At 56.7% G+C, this 20471-nt stretch carries 21 protein-coding genes; 9 read left to right on the top strand and 12 right to left on the bottom strand.

Translation table 11 applies throughout. The annotated features are described in order from the left end of the window. Positions 1 to 5: 5 nt before the first annotated feature. Positions 6 to 1145, bottom strand: coding sequence for a PqqD family peptide modification chaperone (locus ACFXS9_RS24930; protein ID WP_392693071.1), 1140 nt, complete (start codon positions 1143 to 1145; stop codon positions 6 to 8). A 136-nt stretch (positions 1146 to 1281) separates the two neighbouring features. Between ACFXS9_RS24930 and ACFXS9_RS24925 the strand changes: the two genes are divergently transcribed. From ACFXS9_RS24925 to ACFXS9_RS24910, 4 genes are all read left to right on the top strand, one after another. Then, positions 1282 to 1527 (top strand): hypothetical protein, encoded by a 246-nt coding sequence (locus ACFXS9_RS24925; RefSeq protein ID WP_392693069.1) that lies wholly within the window; start codon positions 1282 to 1284, stop codon positions 1525 to 1527. 1168 nt (positions 1528 to 2695) lie between these two features. Then, the gene (locus ACFXS9_RS24920) at positions 2696 to 2971 is read left to right on the top strand and encodes a hypothetical protein (RefSeq protein WP_392693066.1); all 276 of its coding nucleotides are present in this window, start codon (positions 2696 to 2698) and stop codon (positions 2969 to 2971) included. 423 nt (positions 2972 to 3394) lie between these two features. Next, positions 3395 to 3832: an NUDIX domain-containing protein gene (locus tag ACFXS9_RS24915; RefSeq protein ID WP_392693063.1), complete on the top strand. Its 438-nt coding sequence runs from the start codon at positions 3395 to 3397 to the stop codon at positions 3830 to 3832. Between the two features lie 588 nt (positions 3833 to 4420). Beyond that, positions 4421 to 4813 carry a hypothetical protein gene (locus tag ACFXS9_RS24910; protein ID WP_392693061.1) on the top strand — a complete coding sequence of 131 codons (393 nt, stop codon included), beginning with the start codon at positions 4421 to 4423 and terminating at the stop codon, positions 4811 to 4813. 220 nt (positions 4814 to 5033) lie between these two features. On the opposite strand, the gene ACFXS9_RS24905 is transcribed toward ACFXS9_RS24910, so the two are convergent. Beyond that, positions 5034 to 5204, bottom strand: coding sequence for a hypothetical protein (locus ACFXS9_RS24905; RefSeq protein ID WP_392693059.1), 171 nt, complete (start codon positions 5202 to 5204; stop codon positions 5034 to 5036). A gap of 1077 nt (positions 5205 to 6281) precedes the next feature. On the opposite strand from ACFXS9_RS24905, the gene ACFXS9_RS24900 reads away from it, so the two are divergent. Next, positions 6282 to 6674 carry a hypothetical protein gene (locus ACFXS9_RS24900; RefSeq protein ID WP_392693056.1) on the top strand — a complete coding sequence of 131 codons (393 nt, stop codon included), beginning with the start codon at positions 6282 to 6284 and terminating at the stop codon, positions 6672 to 6674. Positions 6675 to 6854: 180 nt separating this feature from the next. After that, the gene (locus tag ACFXS9_RS24895; RefSeq protein WP_392693053.1) at positions 6855 to 7184 is read left to right on the top strand and encodes a hypothetical protein; all 330 of its coding nucleotides are present in this window, start codon (positions 6855 to 6857) and stop codon (positions 7182 to 7184) included. A 310-nt stretch (positions 7185 to 7494) separates the two neighbouring features. Here ACFXS9_RS24895 and ACFXS9_RS24890 read toward each other — a convergent pair whose 3' ends face one another. The 8 genes from ACFXS9_RS24890 to ACFXS9_RS24855 all read right to left on the bottom strand — a co-directional run bounded on the left by ACFXS9_RS24890 (position 7495) and on the right by ACFXS9_RS24855 (position 13403). Next, entirely contained in the window at positions 7495 to 8046 is a 552-nt protein-coding gene (locus ACFXS9_RS24890; RefSeq protein ID WP_392693051.1) for a hypothetical protein, read from the bottom strand. Then, the gene (locus tag ACFXS9_RS24885) at positions 8046 to 8528 is read right to left on the bottom strand and encodes a hypothetical protein (protein ID WP_392693049.1); all 483 of its coding nucleotides are present in this window, start codon (positions 8526 to 8528) and stop codon (positions 8046 to 8048) included. Before ACFXS9_RS24885 ends, ACFXS9_RS24890 begins: the two co-directional genes overlap by 1 nt. Positions 8529 to 8668: 140 nt before the next feature. After that, the gene (locus ACFXS9_RS24880; RefSeq protein ID WP_392693046.1) at positions 8669 to 9700 is read right to left on the bottom strand and encodes a TAXI family TRAP transporter solute-binding subunit; all 1032 of its coding nucleotides are present in this window, start codon (positions 9698 to 9700) and stop codon (positions 8669 to 8671) included. A 41-nt stretch (positions 9701 to 9741) separates the two neighbouring features. Beyond that, the gene (locus ACFXS9_RS24875) at positions 9742 to 10035 is read right to left on the bottom strand and encodes a hypothetical protein (protein ID WP_392693043.1); all 294 of its coding nucleotides are present in this window, start codon (positions 10033 to 10035) and stop codon (positions 9742 to 9744) included. A gap of 52 nt (positions 10036 to 10087) precedes the next feature. Then, on the bottom strand, positions 10088 to 10543 hold the full coding sequence (locus ACFXS9_RS24870; RefSeq protein ID WP_392693041.1) for a hypothetical protein: 456 nt from the start codon (positions 10541 to 10543) through the stop codon (positions 10088 to 10090). A gap of 64 nt (positions 10544 to 10607) precedes the next feature. Further along, the gene (locus tag ACFXS9_RS24865; protein ID WP_392693038.1) at positions 10608 to 12332 is read right to left on the bottom strand and encodes a hypothetical protein; all 1725 of its coding nucleotides are present in this window, start codon (positions 12330 to 12332) and stop codon (positions 10608 to 10610) included. A 275-nt stretch (positions 12333 to 12607) separates the two neighbouring features. Next, positions 12608 to 12829 carry a PilZ domain-containing protein gene (locus tag ACFXS9_RS24860; RefSeq protein ID WP_392693035.1) on the bottom strand — a complete coding sequence of 74 codons (222 nt, stop codon included), beginning with the start codon at positions 12827 to 12829 and terminating at the stop codon, positions 12608 to 12610. A gap of 424 nt (positions 12830 to 13253) precedes the next feature. Then, positions 13254 to 13403 carry a hypothetical protein gene (locus ACFXS9_RS24855; RefSeq protein ID WP_392693033.1) on the bottom strand — a complete coding sequence of 50 codons (150 nt, stop codon included), beginning with the start codon at positions 13401 to 13403 and terminating at the stop codon, positions 13254 to 13256. Between the two features lie 140 nt (positions 13404 to 13543). Here ACFXS9_RS24855 and ACFXS9_RS24850 point away from each other — a divergent pair, with 140 nt between their 5' ends. Both ACFXS9_RS24850 and ACFXS9_RS24845 read left to right on the top strand, forming a co-directional pair. Continuing rightward, positions 13544 to 13951, top strand: a complete 408-nt coding sequence (locus tag ACFXS9_RS24850) for a hypothetical protein (RefSeq protein ID WP_392693031.1) — start codon at positions 13544 to 13546, stop codon at positions 13949 to 13951. Positions 13952 to 15373: 1422 nt separating this feature from the next. After that, the gene (locus ACFXS9_RS24845; protein WP_392693028.1) at positions 15374 to 17725 is read left to right on the top strand and encodes an Ig-like domain-containing protein; all 2352 of its coding nucleotides are present in this window, start codon (positions 15374 to 15376) and stop codon (positions 17723 to 17725) included. A 1137-nt stretch (positions 17726 to 18862) separates the two neighbouring features. Here ACFXS9_RS24845 and ACFXS9_RS24840 read toward each other — a convergent pair. Beyond that, the gene (locus ACFXS9_RS24840) at positions 18863 to 19210 is read right to left on the bottom strand and encodes an H-NS family nucleoid-associated regulatory protein (protein ID WP_392693026.1); all 348 of its coding nucleotides are present in this window, start codon (positions 19208 to 19210) and stop codon (positions 18863 to 18865) included. Between the two features lie 209 nt (positions 19211 to 19419). Then, positions 19420 to 19932 (bottom strand): hypothetical protein, encoded by a 513-nt coding sequence (locus ACFXS9_RS24835; protein ID WP_392693024.1) that lies wholly within the window; start codon positions 19930 to 19932, stop codon positions 19420 to 19422. Between ACFXS9_RS24835 and ACFXS9_RS24830 the strand changes: the two genes are divergently transcribed. Continuing rightward, positions 19931 to 20293, top strand: coding sequence for an H-NS family nucleoid-associated regulatory protein (locus tag ACFXS9_RS24830; RefSeq protein ID WP_392693021.1), 363 nt, complete (start codon positions 19931 to 19933; stop codon positions 20291 to 20293). The two genes, ACFXS9_RS24835 and ACFXS9_RS24830, sit on opposite strands and share 2 nt — an antisense overlap. Positions 20294 to 20471 lie beyond the last annotated feature (178 nt).

Below are 20471 nucleotides of genomic sequence, written 5' to 3'. Positions count from 1 at the left end.
TGCTGCTAGGAAAAGCCATGACAAAGACCTCTCAGCTTACGCCCTGCGTCAGCAGCCTCCGCGTAGGTCAGCTCAAACAATCCGGCGCCACCGATTATTTTCTTCAGCGCTGCAAACCCCGCTAGAGATAGTTTGCCGTTGGCAGCGAAAGATCCGTTGATCACTCGCTGCATGGATTCAATTTGTCCAAGGGGCTTCAATTCTGCCGATGTCCCGTCAACCCTATTGAGAAAGATAATCCACTCGACCTGGAAGCTTCTCTTATGCACATCTGCTACGGGTAGATACCGGACGCGTATGCCGTCCGTGCGATCATGGGCGGTGGCGGATTCTAGATCGTCGCGAGTTTTCGAAATCGCCTCCCATGTGCCCGGCTTGATGGTCGGCGCGAAGAGAAGCCCTTGCGCGAGACCGTTTGGAGAAATCATGACGACGTCATCACCGCAATATCGGTATTCGTCGCCGACTAACTGAAGCGCGAGGGTCGATTTACCGGCGCCTGGCTGCCCGCATAACAGCAGCCCTTTATCGTCAAAAACAAGCGAAGCAGCATGCAGAGCGAAATCGGGCTGATCCTGCAGAATAATTCGCTCAGTGAGGTCGGCCTTGATCGCGGGAGCCAAACTCGTGATGGGACACCGAGTGATGCTCTTTCTGCAGTTGCGGAAGAGAACCTCGTCACCAACTTCTACAACTTCGATCGTGATATCTGCTTGATCGCTTCCCGAGTTTAAGTCGCAAAAGAGCGGCTCAAGAGATTTGATCAATGCGTCATTGGAGGCTCTGATGCTGATTGCTCGCTGCGCTAACCGGATCTGCAGCGCGCTGGCAAATGGAAGCCTCCATTCCATTTCTACCAGTTCCAAATCCAGCCATTGTTGCAAGGCTTGACTGAGAACGTTACGCGCCTGCTCGCGGTCTAGCCCAAGCTCGCTTAGTTCATCAGCAATCGTTTCGAGTTTATTTTGGTCAAGAAGTTTGCACCACGCGAAAGCGCTGATCTGATTTAGTTCATAGATCCGCTGGTTTTTCTCGCTGAACAGGACCGGTCGATCATCAATTAACGCAAACGATGCGTCCGCGGCTGGACGCAGCAGGATCGGGCTTTCTGGCCTGGGTTCCGTCAGATCTCGTCCGAATGCCACGCAGGGCTCCACAACGGTGCGTCAAAATATTCTTCGCGATGAAGTTGACATTATTTAATCTGAAAATTTAAATGGAGTAAACTAGAAGTGGAGAGGGAACTTGACACGGTCGGTCGAATTGAATGGATCCCAAGCCATGAACAAGAACACTGACGAACCAGTCCTCAAGGCAGAGATAGAGCTCGATGCTGACAGGCGGAAGTTTCTGGCGGCATGCGGCAGATTTGCCGTTGTGACGCCTCCCGCTGTGACCCTGTTGCTGTCAACTTCACTGAACTCCGACGCGATTGCACGTTCCAGCAGCGGTGGGGAAGGTGGAAAACCGCGCCACCGCCCCGATCTGCCTAGCTGGCTTGACCGGCTCCTTGACTGGTTGTTCTAGGCACTCCTATCGATCGAGACGAGGCTGTTGAGCGCACGCTTCTCGGCAATCCGCGAGTTGAGGTGGCCGCAACTGCCGATGATGTTCAGCGGCTCGAGGATGGATTGACAGCTTGCAACGGTGACATGGCATGAGCCGGCAACATATTAGACGCCGGTTCATCTGTCGGCGTTACGGCATTGTATCCGTCAAGCGATATCAATGATTGTTACACCTGAGCAGCGAATCATCGCAGCCGCTGCCCTAACAAATGTTTCCTGGGCGCGCGATTACATGGCATCGAGGTTGAGGGCGCGCAGCGCGATTGCCAGTTACGTCCGACCTTTTGATTTCATGTTCCTCAGGAGGAAGTTGGCACTACGCTTCAGCGAGCCTGAGGCTGAACGCCGTTGGGACTACAACGAGCACGACGCGCAGCGGCTCCACTGATCAGGGCCTGCTGCCTCTCCTCCATTTATCGTCTTCACCACCACCGCGTGATGCTGATGCCGAGCCGCCGCGAGAGTCGCCCGAGCCGCCGCCAGAGCCTTTCGCTGCCGAAGCACGTCCGCCACCGCCACCACCTTCGCCACCCCCACCACTTCCGCCACTCCCAAGTGAGGCGTGATTGCCGTCTCCCTGGCTCGCTTGGTCCTTTTGCGAGCGACGATCGTCGGAGACCTGCTTTTCCCTGGGCGGATCGGGATCATTGTCGAAAAAGGAGTGTCCTGGCCCACCATCGTTGCTATGGCTGCCTGACCGAGCAATCGCCGTTGATGTCAGCGAAGTGGAAAGAAGTAAGGTCATAGCCGGCGGGGTTACAGCGGCGAACCTTCCGCATGAAATCAGAAATTTACGGCGATCTTCGATCTCGTTGGACATGACGCAATTCCCACGTTCAATTAATTCAGGGCATATTAAATGATAATCCGAAGGACGACAATTTAAATGTGAGGCGCGCGCAATGGATGTTACGGGGGTGCGCGCGTAGGTTGCGGACAGGCGCGAGGTAAAATACGAAAAAGTGTGTCCACGATGGTACAAAAGTACCTACGTCGTGCGGGCTAGATGCTGGTCATGCAAGCAGCGTCACTGAATTAACGTTCATCGGTAGGGTTAAACCTGTCATCCAGTGGACGCATCGGTTGCCACTTCGGTAAGGCTCTGATTTTTGCGGAGGAACGTTCCGATGGCGGAAGGATTGCGTCATTCATTAGAAAAACTGACTGAGATCACGCGCTCGCTCGCTGTTCAGATGGCCGAATTGCTCGAGTTGCGAGAGGCCGTCCAAAGGGCCGAAGAGGCAACGGCGCGCACGAGGCCCAACCAGCGTTACCGCGAAATCTTTTCTGCTGCACATCGCGCGCAGGCAGAAGCACGCGAAACAGAGCTGCAGTTGAAGCGTCGCCTCGCCGGCAAGAGCGGCAATCAGGTTTTGGCTGGGGCTTCTAAATTAATCTCATAGAAAACCCTTACGAAGCGCGTACTGAAACGGCATGAAGAGAACAAGAGCTCTACCGGGCAGATTATTCATGCAATCGCAGTGGCGATGAAAAATCACGGTCGCGCTCTGGCGGCCGGGGCTGTTCTCAAACGACCGCAGATGCCGTCCAAGCTTGTGGAAGGCGTCGGCTCTCGCATTGGCGCAAGCCGCATCGTTCGCGCAGATGGAAAAGCAGGCGCGGCGTACCTCCCAGAAGCAATTGCCGACCGCAGACACAATCGAGTTGAGCACCGAGGTGCTGCGATTGCTAAGATTAAGTAGGAGGTCTGTGTCATAGAGCGAAGTGATCGAACGAAAGAATTTGACTGTCCTCAGGACGTGCCCCATTGAGGAGTGCGCAGATTGAAGAGGAATCAATGCGCGTGGTGGCAGAGCTGAGAACGAATGACCTATAAGCAAGTGCGGCACCGCGAGACCACCGGTGCGATCATCATCGACACGTTTGGGCGTTACCTTTTTCAATTGCGCGATGACGTTGCCGGCATCACCAACCCCGGCAAGATTGGGCTATTTGGTGGTCACCGCGAGGACGGCGAAACTTTCCTGGAATGCATAGTCCGCGAGATACATGAGGAAATCGGATATTTTGTCCCGCCGGATCGTTTTGAGCATCTTGGAGGATTTGAGGGTGAGGACATCGACAGCAAGAGCGGCACGATCCACGGACATCTTTTCGTCGTACGCGATATTCCAGTGGATGCACTGGCCGTCACAGAAGGATCTCTTCTAATACTAGAACCAGTGGAGATTGAGGAGATAGAACCCAGGCTGGCGCCGACTACGCGTCTTGCATTGAAGGCTTACCTGAAACTCGACATCTAGTGTGTCTCTTGAGGCCCCAACAATGGCGATCGGCAGCTACCAACCAAATGGCAGCGCGCGAGAACATCTCTACTTCGTAGTAGCGAAGCAGGTTTTGGTACATCGGCCGGAAGGCCAGGCTGGCGAGATTTCCCAACGGGCGCCGCGGTTCAGCACAGCGTGTCCTACGCAGCCGGATTTGGTCGCGAAGCGTTCCTACTTCGGCTTTCGCAATACCTCGGGGCCAAAGCGGTGATCTGCTCGGATGCCTGAATTTTCGACATTTGCGTCGAGGCGAAAGCAGCAAGGGAGCGCTAGTTTGGCCGGCTTTATTGTGACCCCGATGCACCAGTCAGGCGAAACTTTTTCGTATGGAGTCGAATCTTTTTGACTGATCAGGAGAAGCGGCCTTGGCTTAACGCCATGTTTGATGCCGTAATCGCATTTCTGCTTATTCTAGGCCTCGGAATTGTCGTGGCCCACGGCATCGACTCATTTCGGTCCTGACTCCCGCAAGCCCGTTCCGTCTAACTGAAATCCAGCGCCGCAATTAGGAGCGTACGAATATTTGAGTACGAAGCTTCGACTTTCTTTGTAGGAGTATTGAAAATGGACACATTCTTCAAGGTCGTTGGCTGGACGACAGCCGCAATTCTTGGTGTTGCGATCTGGAACGTGTTTCCCGAATACCGAACAATCATAAGCAGCAGTTTAGCCGCATTATTCATCTGCTACATCTTCTCAGTCCTTGTGCATGTAACGGTTAGGCGGCTCATCGGGGATGAACTGCTGGAGCTTCGTCTTCAAACCAATGCAACTGCCGACCGCCTTGAGATTATAGATCGTAAGGTAACCGCGGTCCTAAGGGATGCACTTGAGCAGCGCCAAGCGCGAACTCAAACGCGGCCTTTCCGCACGATTGTGTCAGCGCGTACTCCTGAGGCGGTCCGGCCGCGGGATTCAATTGATGCAGTTCGTGATCAGAATCGCGGACACGGTTAACCAGTGAGTGTATCGCGAGCCGCATGGTTGTCTGGTTCGAAATTGGGAGCCCTCTCGGCAAACCAAGGCACGCTGTCCGCTATCGCTAGCGGGGTGTTGCGGGTCGGTTGCACTGGATCACAGCAAAGCCCGCGAGAAGCAGAAAGAAAATCACGGTCTCGCCGGTCAGCAAAACCCGCGACCCGTCACACTGATGGTATGGACCAGACGCAGATGACTGCTAGCTGGTCATCATAAGTACCTCGAGCCTTTGAATGCGGGCCGCGAGGTCGGCTGCTCTCACCTCGATCAGCTTCATCTCCCGGTAGTGTTGTATGATTGAAACGGCAATCCCGACGGTCACATAAATAGCGATAGGATCTTGAAGTAACCAATTAATACCTTGCAACATCTCGGCTCCCCCGGAAACCCTCAAAGCCAATAGCTTAGCTTTTGGGTGCCGGGACACAAGATCTGAACGATACAAACATTCCGACGGCAGGCAACGCAAATTGCGGGCTGGGGAGGGCGGACGGGCCGGTGGGCAGGCGCCCTATACCACACGGCACCGTGGGTTCGCTGGCAAGTGCCAGAATCCGTAATCGAATTGACCTACGTGCGGCCGTCAAATCGCTGGATCCATTGCCAGAACGACGCCGCTTAACCCATTGGTCTGTTTGTTATTGACAGCCTGCTCGCCGACGATAACCTCGGCTGGGCGAGTTCCTGTTTTAAACCAAGTATATTGACATATCTGATATCGACAAAATCGGTTGAGGGCGCGACCTATGATTGAGGAGAGTTTCGTTCGATTACGAACGCATCGCAATAACGTGCATCGCTACCGGCAACTACTGCAGACGATGCTGACGGACGCTGAGCGCCAGTTTATTGAAAGGCGTCTCTTAGAAGAAGAGTCGGCCATCGAGTCCTTGGCCACCCTTCAAGCGACACCCGGTCGTGCGGAGCAGGGAACTGCCTAAGCGCTGAGGCTAGGTCCATATCAATCCTTGAACTCGCCTTGTCGTGCTGGAACGGCGTGGCAGTTTTCGAGATGCGCAGCTTTCCACCCAGTTGTTTTGGAAAAATAGGAACTCGCTGGATAAGGGCGGCAAATCCATCCGAAATGGCACTGACCTGCCACTAAGCTTCTATGCAGTATCGGCTAGAGTTCCTCCCGTATGCCGAGTGGCGCGGGCGAAGCAACGGACGATCGGTGAAAGCTGGTCGGGCCTGCGCGATCCGTAGAGGTTGTTAGCGCTTTAAGGCAAGCACACGGCGACAGCGTCGCGCAGAAGGCATAGGACTGAGCCTTTTAACGAGATGATCCGATTTAGCAGGGGCAGTTCATCGTCGGCCGCCGGCTAGCTTTTGCCGCGCGAGACCGGGACAATTCCCCGGACGATCCCGGGGTTTTCCGCCGCATGGCCGCCGCATTTTCCGCGTTTCTAACTAGTGATTAATCAGGGAAGCTGATCGGGAGGGGGGAATGAAGTTTTCGAACCTTCGGCACGAAGCGCGAGCCAATGTCCTCCGCAGGCGATACGAAAACTTGAGGCCGCAGATTGATGCGGCAGATCCTGCTGCAAAATCGGCGTGCTTTGGTGTTGTGAAGTCGAGCTTCGAGTTTCTAAGTAGGCGTTACGCGAGCGGCTCTAGCGCAGAACGAAATCAGGTTTTGAAGCACGCTTCAAAGACTATACATCAATTGTCGGATGCAGGTGATTGGCCGCGCGCCCTTGGACTAACCATCATTATGTTCAATCTAGAAGCGTGTTACTTGCCGGGCAATGACGCGGCTATCTTGAAAGAAGCCACCGATACCCTGTTAAAAGAGGCCTGGGCATATCCTGAACCCCAGCCCTTACGAGGGGCAGGCTGAATTCTATCGAGTTGCAGGCGTTTGGATGCTGCCCAGTGGTGCGCGGTGGCCCGGCTGCCGTTCTCGAGGGCAATATCCTGTTGACGCTGCATTCAATTGCCGATCAAGATTGACCATTCGTGATCGCGAAGCAAAACTCTCCCGCTTTTTTAGTAAACTATCTCTCGAAAAGGCATAAAATTGGAGCAGCCGGAACGCAAGATCTTCACGCTCGATATCAACGGAAGGCCGACGCTTGCGCTTCAGGCGCAAAACATCGAGTTTGCACGCGGTATGTGCGCGGTGCCGGACTTCCGTTTGGATTTGTATGAGATCACCTCGGACGGCGTTCCCATTTGCCCAGTGGATTCTGTGTTCGGGCTTCGGCCGGCTACGAAGAAAGAAGTAGCCGCGTTCGAACGTGCTGTTGGATTGGCGCCGGCTGCAGACGATTTCACGTTTGTTATGCTGATTAAGGTAGACAGAGTGGAGGTTGTGGCCATCACTTGCCAGGCTAACGACCGTGCCTAGGCGTCCTTTCGTCCCCTTCAACGTCCAGCGGACGTTCGGGTCTGCTATCAGGGTATTCCGTTGAAGAAGTCCGTCCGCGAGAGGAGGCCCCAAAACCCGCAGCACGAACCGGACCGCTTCTCAGGCCGGTTTTAGCTGGGCATTGGGACTAGCTTAGCTGGTTTCCGCTGGTCGGTGCTGCGAGGAGGAACTCGTCGCGAGCGCCATTGCGAACAACATCTCGCCCCCTTGCGCAGTCGGCGCGATTTCCGTCCCTCCCAGGATTGGCAATCGCCCGCGCCATGTCGCGGCCTCTCGCGTGGATCGAGCATCACGGTTTGACGTAGGTCCAGCCCTGTTCCTGCAATTCCATCACACGCACCACGCCCGACTTCACGACCTTTGCTTCCGAGATCAGCGGAATCTCCTTGCCCTCGGCCCTCCCCATGTTTTCACGGGTATTGCCGCAGGCTTCGAAGGAAATCGAAGGCTGCCTTTCCGAGAGCGCCTTGATCCTTGCTTTGACCGGCGAAGTGTCGTCGCGCAGCATATGCAGGCCGGGCCCGAAGGTGACGATATCGATACTCACCTTCTCGCCGAGGTCCTGATAATGCTGGGCTACGTTGGTCGCATTGTTAAGGGCGAGATTCATCATTGCTGGTTCGTTGCTGTTTACCTGCAGAATAAGACGGTGCGGCTTGGTGGCATCCTGAGGGGGCGTCGTCTTGGTAACAGCCGTGAGCTTGGTCGCCTGCGTAGATTGCTTCTTGTTCACCTGCGCTTCCGACGGCGGTGCGACCAAGAGCAGTGCTGCAATTGCCGCTGTGGCTCCAGCCATTTTTCCAAGTCCTGTCATGTGAGTTCCTTCCTGTTCGATGACCATTAGTTGCGTGGCCTGGCAACGGCATGTGGCCATTTGCATGCCGTCGCCAGCTTCTCGCGGATAGTCTTCAGGCCGCCAAGCAAGAAATGTCCCTCGGACGCCGCACCTGTTCGCGAAGAAAGGCGCACAGCGAATTCCCCCTCATCGGGGAGCGACTGTAACATGCGCACCACGTCGCCCCTGGGCGCGGCGCCAACTCCAAATGATGGGCGGGCAGCGGGAAGCCGCACTAGGACATCGTCATTGACGCGGTAGGAGATCAGGTACTCCTCGGCGCTGCGCGAAACCGCAGGTCCCGTGATCACGAGTTCGGTACGGCCGCCGCGGCAGTGGATCGAGAGCTGCATCGTGGCGCTATCAGAGCCGCCGCGAGACGACGTGGTCGCCACAACGACCGGTGAATAGTCCACGGGCGAGGTGGTCTCGCTGACAAGCCAGTTGTCACTGTCTGCCGCGGCCGCCTGTGTGATACTGCGCGGCATTGTTTCCAAACATTCCTGCCGCGCGGTAAGCTCCACATTAGAGCATGCGCGAAGATGCGCCATTGCTTCGCTGGCACCTTGCGCGAAAGTCATGCTGTATGCTGCGTCTAACAGCACAGCGAGCGGGAGCGCGGCTCTCTTCACGGCCGCGCCTGTGCACTGCGCGCCGCGCGATCCAGCCATTCCTGCGCGGCCGAGAAGCGGTCTAGCCCGGGGACGGTTGCGGCGAGATTGATCGACTTCCATTTCGGATCGAATCCCGGGGCCTGCAGCCGGTCGATCCGCGAGAACAGATGATCTACGAAACGGGCGACACGCGGGTAACGGTTCGATCGCGGCGACCAGTTGAACGCAACCAAGGCGGTCGGCACCGCGATCGTTGAGATGCGTTCGCCCTGCTTGATCAAACTGGGATAGTCGCTCGCCTCAAGCGTTGCCGGCAAGTAGTAATCCTCGAACTTGCTGTCGAAATTGACGGACAGAAATTTATAGCCTTCGTCCCAGCGTCCGCGCACGAAAGCGTTAACCGGTTTCGAGGTGATGAAGAGGACGGCGGCAATCTCGCCTTTGCGCATTTGCTCCAGAGCGATCTGGTGCGGAATGAAGGTCTTTTCGACATTGATGCCTAGACGGCTGAAGATCAGCGGTCCTGAATAGGCAGCGGCCGTGCCCTGGGTGTTGAAATTCACTTTCTTGCCGGCGAGGTCTTGCAAGGTTGTGATTTCAGGTCGCACGAAAATATGCAGTTCGGACGGGAACAGGTTGAGGAGATAGGTTATGCGGCTTCGGATCTGCGGTATCTGGATTTTGTATTCTTCGAGCGCGTCGGAGTTGATGATCGCGGTGTCGACGCCACGCAGGTAGAGCAGCGAATTCACATTTTCGGTGGCGCCCCGGGTGACGATCGGAAGAACATGTAGATTCGGACCGTCATCGACGATTCGGGCCATCTCTGCCGCCAGGCGAATGGGAGCGCCCTCCAGCAAACCGCCGGCGAGGCCGACAGTCCAGGCGTTGATCTTCTCTCTCTGGTCATGTGCAGAGGCGCGGCTGGTGACTGGCGCTTCGCTCTTGGCCGGCTGCGCGTACACGTCAACCGATTGAAGCATCCAGGTAACAGGCGCCATCGCCGCGAAGAGCAACAACGACCATGGTTTCGGCAGCGTGTTCATCTCTATCTCCACTTGTCCTTCGTAAGTGCGGGTCTGATCCTTCACTCACGCAATGCGTCGAGTCGCTCCTTTGCCTCTCGAATGCCGCCGCTGTGCGCCTTCGCGTAGAGTTCGCGTGCTTTCGCCGACTCGCCACGCGTTCCATAGGTGCCCCATGCGGACAAAACGACAGGATCATATGTCTGTGCGAGCATGAAACTTGCACGAGCGTCGCCGCTCTCGACGGCGCGCTCGAGTACGATGCGCGCCGCGCCGATATTGCCTTGACTGAGCAGCGCACTGGCGCGCGCGATCAATCGTGCTGCCTCTGCCTTGTCCTGCGCATCGAAGGCCATCGGCTGTTTAGCTACGGCCGCGTCTGCAGTCTGCGTCGCCCGGACGATCGGGTTAACCGGACTGTCTTGCGCGCGCCCGAGGGGGCTCGCGCTGGTCCGCGGGGCGCCGCGCGGGCGTAAGATCGCGCGCCATGGCTCCGATCTTGCTGCGCTCCTGCTGCAGCGATTGCCGCAGTTCCGCGATGGTGCGCTCCGACGCTTGTCTTTGTCGCGTGACAGCATCCTCCGCCGTTTTCGACCGCGCAGATTGAGTCTTTATCTCACGACGAGTTCCAGCAAGCTCGCTCGCGAGTGCTGCGGCACGCTCCTGCGCCTCGTCGAGCGCGCGGCGTTGCTGCTCGGCGCTCGCCGTCATCGCCTGGCGCGCCGCGCCGACCTCCTGGATGAGGCCGCCGATCTTCTCTTGCTCCTGCTGCAGGGAGTCTTGCAATTTGGCGGTGGCAACCTCTGCCGTCTGTTTCTGCTGCAAGGCTTCATCGATCGCTCTTTGTGCTTGCGCGGCCTGCATCTCGATCTCGCGGCGCGTTCCAGCAAGTTCTCTCGCGAGTGCTGCGGCACGCGCCTGTGTCTCCTCAAGCGTGCGGCGTTGCTGTTCGGCGGTTGCCGTCATCGCCTGGCGCGCAGCGTCTACCTCCTGGGTGAGAGCGGCGGTCTTCTTTTGCTCCTGCCGTAGGGACTCTCTCCAGTTCTTCGATAGTCGTCTCCGCCGTCCGTCTTTGTTGCGTATCCGGTTCGTCCGTCACTGGCGATGGCGAGACCTGTGGCTCGATCTCGCGACGCGTTCCAGCGAGCTCGCTGGCGAGGGCCGCAGTGCGCGCCTGTGCCTCGTCGAGCGTTCGGCGTTGTTGCTCGGCGGTTCCTGTCATCGCCAGGCGCGCAGCGTCGAACTCCTGGGTGAGCGCTGCGGTTCTCTCTTGCTCCTGCCGTAGGGATTCCCTCAGTTCGGTGATAGTCGTTTCCGCCGTCTGTCTTAGTTGCGCGTCCTCACCCTCCGCCACTTGCGACTGCGCGACCCGTGCCTCGATCTCGCGGCGCGTTTCAGCGAGCTCGCTCACCAGTGCCGCAGCGCGCGCCTGAGTTTCCTCGAGCACGCCGCGTTGTTGCTCGGCGGCGGCCGCCAATGCCTGGCGCCCAGCGTCGACCTCATGGGTGAGAGCGGCAGTTTTTCGTTGCTCCTGCTGCAAAGAATCTCGCAATTCGGCAGCGCTAGCGTCCGCCGCCCGCTTCTGATGCGCGGCTTCCTCAATAAGCTTTTGCGACTGTGCGGCCTGCGTTTCGATCTCGCGCTGCGCTCCAGCAAGCTCGCTCCAAAGCGTTGCGGCACGCACCTGTGCCTCGTGGAGCGCGCGGCGTTGTTGTTCAGCGGTGGCCTTCATCGCCTGCCGCGCAGCGTCGACCTCCTGGGTGAGCGTGGCAGTTTTCCTTTGCTCCTGCCGCAGAGTTTCTCGCAGTTCGGCATTGATGGCCTCCGCCGCCTGCTTCTGCAGTACAGCTTCATCGACGGCCTTTTGCGACTGTGCGGCCTGCTTTTCGATCTCGCGCCGCGTTCCGGCAAGCTCACTCGCAAGTGTCGCGGCGCGCGCCTCTGCCCCTTCGAGCGCGTGGCGTTGCTGCTCTGCGCCTGCCGTCATCGCCTGGCGCGCTATGCCGATCTCTTGGGTGAGGGCGGCGGTCTTCTTTTGCTCCTGCCGTAGGGATTCTTGTAATTGGGAAGCGGCGGCCTCTGCCGTCTGCTTCTGCTGCCGAGCTTCGTCGACGGCTTCCTGCAGTTGCATGGCTTGCGTTTCGATCTCGCGGCGAGCTTCCAAAAGCTCATCTGCGAGTGCATTGGCACCGGCCTGTTCCTGTTGAAGGGACCGCCGCAGTCCCTCCACCGTGACGTCCGCCGCTTGGCGGAGCCGCGCAGTTTCGTCGCCCGGCTTGCTCGACAGCTCCACCTTGGCATCGAGATCGGCAATGTCTGGCAGATCAAAGTATCGCGTCGCAAAGGAGACCAGCTCCGTGCGGAAATGCATGCCGAGCGACGCAGATGCAACCAGAGTTGCAGCGATCGAGGAAGCGAATAACCATCGGCGCACGCGATCATTCTGAAGCGGGCCGCTCGACCGATCGTCTTCCTGATACTGAGGCTCGGCTATTGGAGACCAATGTGTCGGCGTGATCCTGATCGGTCTGCCGTTTTTCCAGACCCATTGCTTCGTCTCAGGCGACCAATGCGCGACATCATAAGCCGATTGATCATCCTCGACCCAGATTTCCTTTCCATCCCTCGGAGCAGTTTCAATGGGCTGGCGCAAATGTGACGCCTTTTTAAACAGGTCTACGGGGTCACTTCACAATTCACTTCTCAAGTACGCCCTAAGCTTAATACGCATTTATATTATTAAATAAAAATTAAATCAAATTAATTGTGACAAATCCGTTTTTGGCGGCCGGCTGCTCTCATCGCGTGTGGCATTTTCAAGGATCGCTCACAGGCTGAATTTTCAAGGATCACTCACACGCTGAAAAGACAATACCAAGCGGCGGCGCATCGCTCCCGGAGGGCGCCCAACTTCCCTTTGGGGGCAGGTCAATAGAACGCGACAGCGATGCGTTTCTCTTTGCGCCAAACGACCGCGCAGCGCCGCGGGTCACCGTCGGGAATGACGGTCAGCGCAAACTCATCAGGGAGTTGCTCATCTGCAGCGACATCAAGCGCGGCGCCGTAAGCAGAAATACTACGAATTGTGCAAACAGTTTTCGAACGGCCGAAGCTGATTGAGCCCAGCCTTACAGGGTGCATTTCAACCATGATTTCCTCCAACGCAATCAGTTCGAGGCGCGCAAATCCTCCTCGCTATTTCCGATGGCGACAGATGCGCGCGTACGGCTAAACGCGATCCATGATCGAATTAGACCGGATGCCTTCCGGCCTTACTTCAATAGGCGACTATGGTGTGAGCCTTTGCCTCACGTCGGCGTACGCTCTCCCAAGCCGCCTTCAACCGTTTTGAGGTTACCACAACTTATTTTATTTAATAGAATTAAATAGTATAAACATTTATTTGGCGGCCGTCATCTAGGGGCGGGCATGCCCAGTACCTGCAAACAGTGGGAAGATGGGTGTTGCGGGCCGCATCGAATTGATTTGTCGAGCAGGCCGGAAGCAGATTGCTTGGAGGTTGACTTACGGCGCGAGGCTTTGAGCGCTCAGAAGATTGGTGGCCTTTCAGGTTTCATTCCTGCGAGCACAACTCGTTTTCACGTCGGATCTCGTTCGGGTTCGGAGTTTGCTGATCAGAGATCGGCATCGGTGCGGCATCAACACAGTTCCAATCGGGCAGCGATGGGCGGCCCCATGCGCGGGCGATGGCTTGGATGATCAACTGGGGAGCCTCGACCCTGCCCATAGACCGGCATGATTCGCACGAAAGCAATCTTGCGCCGAACGGTCGCATTTCGTGATAACTTGGCTGTGACGACTCAGCATCTAATCTCGACCCAGCCATCCTGGAGAAGCTCGAAGATGTTTCAGCGATTTCTAAAGGCGCGCACCGCCGTCAATTTCAAGGCGCGATCGGCCAGCCGAGATACCGAAACTGACCGCGCCCGCGCTACATCCATTTTTCGGTCGATAGAGGATGCGCTGGAGGGCGCGAAAGCTGAGCAGGCTGGCCTGAAAGCACGTATCGATGACGCGTTAGCGCGATCGGCAGTAACCTTGGGCAATGATTCCGATGAGTATCTAACGCGAGATCCGGAGGATAGCCATTATCAGAATTTGCTCGGCCGCGAGATAGCAGAAGGGCAGAGGCGCTTGAACGAACTGGAAGCGACTATTAGGCATGTCCAGTTCTTGAAGACTGCGCTAGTCACAAGGTTTCCCGATTTCGACTTTGGGCACCACACTTCCCAGCAAAAGATAGCGGATTGACCTAAAATGGTTCGATGAGACGACTCCGGTTCGGAAGTGTGACGTAAGCACCTCCACCCACTGCGCGGCGGCGGTCGCAAGCTCAAGCGCAACGGCACTGCGAAGCAGCACAAGGCGAGCAGTGCAGAGCACGTTCAGGGTAACTGACAAAGAAAAGGAAACCGAGCAAGCCGAACGCGCCGACGTGTTCAAGCAAAAGGATAATACCACGCTCGCTCTCGGTTAGCTCTGGCCACAAGGACTATGGTGAAAGCGTAGCGAACGCAATGAACGTCGGGGAAGCCTAAACAGTATTCGGTGCCATCGCATCAATATCGACGCGCTCGCCTTAATGAAAGCTGGCTCATTCTAGGACTTGCGAGAGCGCTCGGCCAGCAAGCCAGCCAATTGCACATAAAATGCCCGCTGGCGGCACGCTTGCTGCGACTATCATAAGTGGATAGGCAGCACCCCACTCCTTGATCCCGATTCCAAATGCGCCTTGCGGTCGATGAGATAGGCGACTGCTGCTACTACTTCCAGCAACAAGACTGTCCAAACCGGATAGCCGCGAAGACCGGAACAGAGACAGATTGCCAGTACAGTAAATTGGTCATGTGTAAATTGGCCCTGCGCCCTGCCATATCAAGAGCTATCGTAATATAGGCGTCGCGGAGCCCATTGGCCGTCGGGTAATCAATTAGGCGCCAAATTTGTGATAACGGAGCCCGGTGCAATTGCAGCATGCTGGATTCTATTGAATCGGCCGCAACGAAACTCGATTGTTAAGCTTGATGTCAGGCCGTTGAGATTAATTCTCAAGTGCAGTTCTACGGCTCTTTCGGGCTTCTTGTCCAAAATGGACGTCCATGAATTCAATGAGAAACGCCAAGATGGATCTAAAGGTTGCAATGTGTGAGATCGATTTTATCTCGCTTTTTTCGAAACCGGCCGTGTCGTGCTTTCTCTGCGGCAAAGACGAACGTATCCGCGCCGCAACCGCCTAGCACACGATGCCGCTCGTGACGGTGTCGATACCATCGCCCTCCATCGAGGACATTTTCTGACCCACAACTGCAGAATCCGGGGCCGAAAGACAATGAACTGGTCAACTCCGGAATCGCATGTTTCGCTGCACTGTAGCGATTTGTTTTGAGAGCGCGGCATAAGAAAGAGCAGCCGTTAGTGGGTAGCAGTTGTCTGTGCCTTCGGTGAGGTCGCGCGTGTCGCGTATGGTCTTGAACCGCTGAACGAGGCTGAAGTCGAGTTCCAGTTCAGGCTGAAGTGGTGGCGTTTAGCCGACGAGCGGTAAATGTTGCTTCCGCCATTCAATCATCGACTGGTCTGCGAGAAATGACCTCAGCCAAGCCGTGATGTCGTCGCAAAAATGTCGCGCGCGGAAGACCACACCGTCTTCATCAACATCAACGCGCGAGTAAGCACATGACTGGTACCATTGATCCTGCCCGTTTCGGCATGCCTGATGCGACGACGGCGGGCGTTAAGGCTGGCGTGACGCCCACCCCCTACACGGGGCCGATGAACATCACGAGGGACGGCACCATTATCGAGAACATGGTCATTAACGGCCAACTTACCATCGACGCTGCGAACGTAACGATCCGTAACTGCATCATCCAGAGTAATGGTTGGTGGGGCATCGAGGGCGAGGACGCGCCCAACCTTCGGGTTGAGAACAGCAAAATCATCGGAGGCAACTTAACCAATTCGGGCATTCTCGGCTCGGGAACGTTTGTCGGCAACGACATTTCGCATGTCTCGATTGGCATCCAATTAACGGACGGCGCGAGCACCGTCAGCGGCAACTATATCCACGACTTGTTTTACGGCAGCGCCGATCCGCACTATGACGGCATCACCGCCCTGGGCGGCCAAAACCATGTGGTCATCGAGCACAATACGATTCTCACGCCCAGTAACAACGGCACGGCCGCGGTCTTTATCGACAACGACTTTGGTTCGGTCAACGATGTCGTCGTCAGAGGCAACCTGATGTCTGGTGACCCGGCGTACACGGTGTACGTGGACCAAAAGGCCGGGCTGAACGGCGTTATCTCCAACGTCGTGATCGAGAACAACTACATTGAGCGCGGGCATTACGGCTACGTCGCGGTACAGAATACGAGCGCGACCATTCGCAACAACGTCCAATGGGACAACAACACCGACCCGACGCCTTACCCAACCTCGGCGCCGACCCCGCCGACCCCGCCGCCTTCGACGCCCACCGCGCCTTCCGCACCGACGATCGCGTCGTTCTCGAACGACACCGGAGCGGCCGGCGACGGCATCACCAGCGACAACACGCTCCAGCTCCAGGGCACTGCTGCCGCCAACAGCACCGTGAAGGTGCTCGACGGTACGACCCAGATTGGGACCACCACGGCCAACAGCAGTGGCGCGTGGACCTACACGACCGCTGCGCTATCGGACGGCAACCATAGCCTCAAGGCCACAGCCACCACGACGTCGGGCACCAGTTCGACGTCATCGGTACTTGCCGTGAAAATTGACACCGCGGCGCCCACGGCCCCGACGATGGCGACGCCAACCAACAACGCCAATGGCAGCTTGAACCTGGCTGGTACGGCGGAAGCGAACAGCGTCGTGAAGGTGTTCGACGGCACCGCCCAGATCGGGACCGCGACAGCCAATAGCAGTGGTGCGTGGGGTTATACCACCGGCGCCCTTGCGGCCGGTTCGCACAGCCTTACTGCAAAGGCGACGGATGCGGCAGGCAACACCGGCGCGGCGTCCGCCGTGGTCACGGCCAGCATCGGTACCTCGGCTCCCCAGGTTCCACCCACGTCGCCAACGCCAACTCCGAGTGAGCAAGTCGAGTCGGCTGGCGCGACAAGTCTCGTTGAGAGCGGCGGCAAATACTACCTCTACAGCAGCAGCGGATCCGGCCCTACGTTGAAGTATGGCGGTGCTGATTTTGTGGAAGGGCAAGATGGCACCTGGACGCCGATCGGTGCGGAGAGGACGGCGACGGGCTATCAGGTTGCTTGGAAGGAGGCCAGCACCGGTCAGTACACGGCCTGGAACACCGACAACAACGGCAACTACGTTTCCCATGTCAGCGCCCTGACCGGCTCCGTGTCGGGCGGCCAGGTGTCGGGTACGAACGATGGCCTCAAAACGCTCGAGACGAGCTTCCATCAGGATCTCAATAGTGACGGACAGGTCGGTGCTTCCAGTGCACCTGCGCCGACTTCGTCCGTCGATTTGACCACCATGTACAAGAACTGGAGCGACATCGTCACGATCAAAGGCGTCGCCGATGCCAACAGTCAGATCAAGCTGTACGACGGCAGCGCATCGCTGGGAACGGTGAATACGGCTGCCGACGGTAGCTGGTCCTTCAAGACATCGTCCGCCGTATCCGACACGGTGCATACGTATACTGCCAAGCAGATCGATAGCACCGGTCAGGTTGTTGGTACTTCGGGCAGTGCTATCCTCGGCTCGACAGGTAGCAACACACTGAAGGGCACCTCTGGCGATGACCTCTTTGCTGGGAATGGTGGCGCTGACACCTTCGTGTTTGCGCCGAACTTCGGGAACGACCTCATCAAGGATTTCGATACATACGGACGGTCCCACGATGTGGTTCAGTTCAGCAAGAGCGTCTTCGACAGTTTCGCGAGCGTTCTCGCCCATGCAACGCAGGTAGGCGAAAATGTCGTCATTTCGGCTGATGCGGACAACTCGCTGACGTTAAAAAATACCAAGCTGAGCTCAATCAACAGTAATGACTTCCACTTCTCGTAGCAGTTGAGGCTCAAACGGATTTGGACGCGCTCAGGCAATTCATGAGCGCGTCCGAACTCTGGTAATCTTTGTGGTGCGAAGGATCGCGGGAGAGGCAGCGGCCGCTTGCTCTCGAACAGCTAGCGGGCATTGATGATGACGAACTAGTCGGTGACGACGACCTAATGTGTTTTTGTTGGACCTTCGGACGTTGGCGCCGGGGCGAACAGGTATCAACCTCTGCCCAGCGCTAGCCGCTAATACCTGACTGAAATGACCGCATCCGCTCGATAGCGGCGGCAATGTCCGTAATGCGCAGGTCCAGGATACCAGCCGGAACCGAAAAATGGCACGGTCAGGGGGTAGCACCCCGCACCCCTTCTACTAGCTCGCACCGAGCATGGCGAAGTCCGACTGAACGCAACGGTCTTGCATTCCAGCGGTGCGCGCCAGCGTCCGCTCCTGCCGTCGAAACCGGCTGGACGGTCCAATCTGCCGCTTCTATGGAGCTCGTGGAAATAGCAAAGATTGCGGTCACGGAGACCGACCAAATGAGAATTCGAGGCGCAGTCGACATTACGGTCCCCCTTGTTTGTGTTACCGAAGCTAACCTCGAGTGCGAACATGCCCCAGCCCGATCAGCAGGGGAAGGTTCTCTCGGGTGTCCGATTCCCACCAATTCCATGCTGAGGCTCGAGCTGCCGTGAAATGCTCCTGCTGGGTCCCCTGCGCAAGGGCAGGAGCCGACCAGCCAACGTAGTATCGAGCAAATCATCGTCCGGCTCCTGCCCGGCGGCCTGTTCATTGCAGCGCATAAAATTCTCGAAACATTGAATCTGCCTCCCGCCACCGTCGTCTAACATTTCGAAAATCCTTGCTTTCCTGGCACAGGGGGGATGCGATGGGTAATGGCGTTACAAGCAAGGCCTACAATAGAGCTCTTCAGGATTCGTTCAAAACAATAAAGCACGCCCACAAACAGCTTCGCGTTGTGACCAGGGCTAACGCAACACCGGCCCTCACGTCACGTATGGAACTTTGCGGGATATTGCTTGGGGAGGTCGCAGGTATTCGCAGCAATCTAGTGGCCTACCTCGAGTACACGCGTGCAGAGGGCCAAATTCCTATGCAGATGGAATGCGTTGACCGCGACCCGCTTCAGGAGGTCTCATCGTTGTGATTATCGTCGTCTGCATGATTGACGCTTTTGTCTATTGCAAAGTCTTCCAACTTCCGCCCGGCGCTTAAGGCGGCGACCAGCCATCTCGGCTGCTTTCCGCGTCCAGACCACTTTTGCGTCGGCTGGGAGGGGTTCCAGTATTTTGGCTCGACTTTTGGATATTTGCGTCGGGGACGGCTAGCGGGCGCGCCCTCAGTGTCGCGCATCTGCTCTACGCGGCTCAACTGCGCTAGACGTCGCTCCAATTGAAGTTTTTCCGCGGTGATCTTTTCAGACAGGAGTTTGGTGAGCTGCTCATGCAAGAGCCAAAGCTCGTCAAAATCCATTGTCTCCAAGTCTGTCCTGCGCATCGCGGGTCCGTTAAGGCTAACAGATTGCGGTCTTTCCGGAAGCATCCAATCCTCGAAATATCGCTGGCGATGACGCCTAATACGTGCGAAGTTTGAATTTGATAGGTTTTGGTTTTTTCCAAACATTATTTTATTGCAAATTTAATAATTTAATTTAGTTAAAAGCAAGAGATTATTTGCTGTTTTTAAAAGAGTCGATGGGCGTCGGGAAAGGGAGGGCGACGCGTGGTGAATGAAGGCAGGATTAGGGTAGGGGTCATTGCTGTAGTTTTTGCGTAGGTGCCCAAATGGATTATTCTATTGGTTCGTCTCTTTGTCGTCTTCAAGATGCGGTTGGTCGCTGCATGGTACCCTCCGCCGCATCGAGTGATCTTAGCCAACTTAGGCAGCAGATTGAGCTTCGGCAGCGCGTCCTGAAGGACATCGAAGTCATCAGATGCCGGCTGTCGTTTTTCTTTCACCACAAAGGCAGGGGGCGCGCAGGAGAGCGCAGTACCGGCGGCGGCAACCGAGCCTTGCCGCCAGTTCAAAAGGGCCGCCCAGGCTGGGCATTTCGCGCGGCTAGATTTCTGTGTCAAAACAACCTCTAAGAGAGCCAGAATAATCCATTTTCCCGTGGAACTCTTGTCGTCCCCCTTGATTATTATTCGGGCGTGTGACATCGCCTTATGTTCAAGGGGAATCAAGAGCGACGGCATGGCTCCGAAGAAGATCGATTTTGAGTCCTGGTCTCTGGATGAGCTTTGGGCGCTTCACGGAGAGATCAGCGGAATTTTATCAGCGCGGATCAGGGCCGAAAAAGGCGAACTCGAGAAGCGCTTGGCAGTGCTTAGCCGCGGCACAATCGTCGCGGATGATTTGGGGAATTTGCAACCGGACGGCAAGCCCCGCCGCAAGTATCCCCGGGTCTTGCCAAAGTATCGCAATCCTCAGACCTCCGAAACCTGGTCGGGCCGCGGCAAGCGGCCGAGGTGGCTGGTTGCAGCAGTCAAGTCGGGACGCAAGATTGAAGAGTTCCGGATTAGCGAGACTGGTACGAGGGCCCGTCAGCGAGCGTGAGCTGATCGATCAGGTATTATTAACCACGAAATCAATAATTGGAGGTGCGGCCGGCGAACTGGGATAACCTGGCGTAAGGCATTATCGATGCGCGGCAGAGGCAAGCGGTGACCAATCGGGATTGGGCAGAAATCGAAAATGAACTGAATGGGCTAGTGCCCGGCCTTCCGCAAGGCGA

Origin of the sequence: Bradyrhizobium sp. RDI18, from assembly GCF_043203335.1 — a bacterium.
GTDB classification, from domain to species: Bacteria; Pseudomonadota; Alphaproteobacteria; order Rhizobiales; family Xanthobacteraceae; genus Bradyrhizobium; species Bradyrhizobium retamae.
This window is presented reverse-complemented; position numbering and strand designations above follow the sequence as displayed.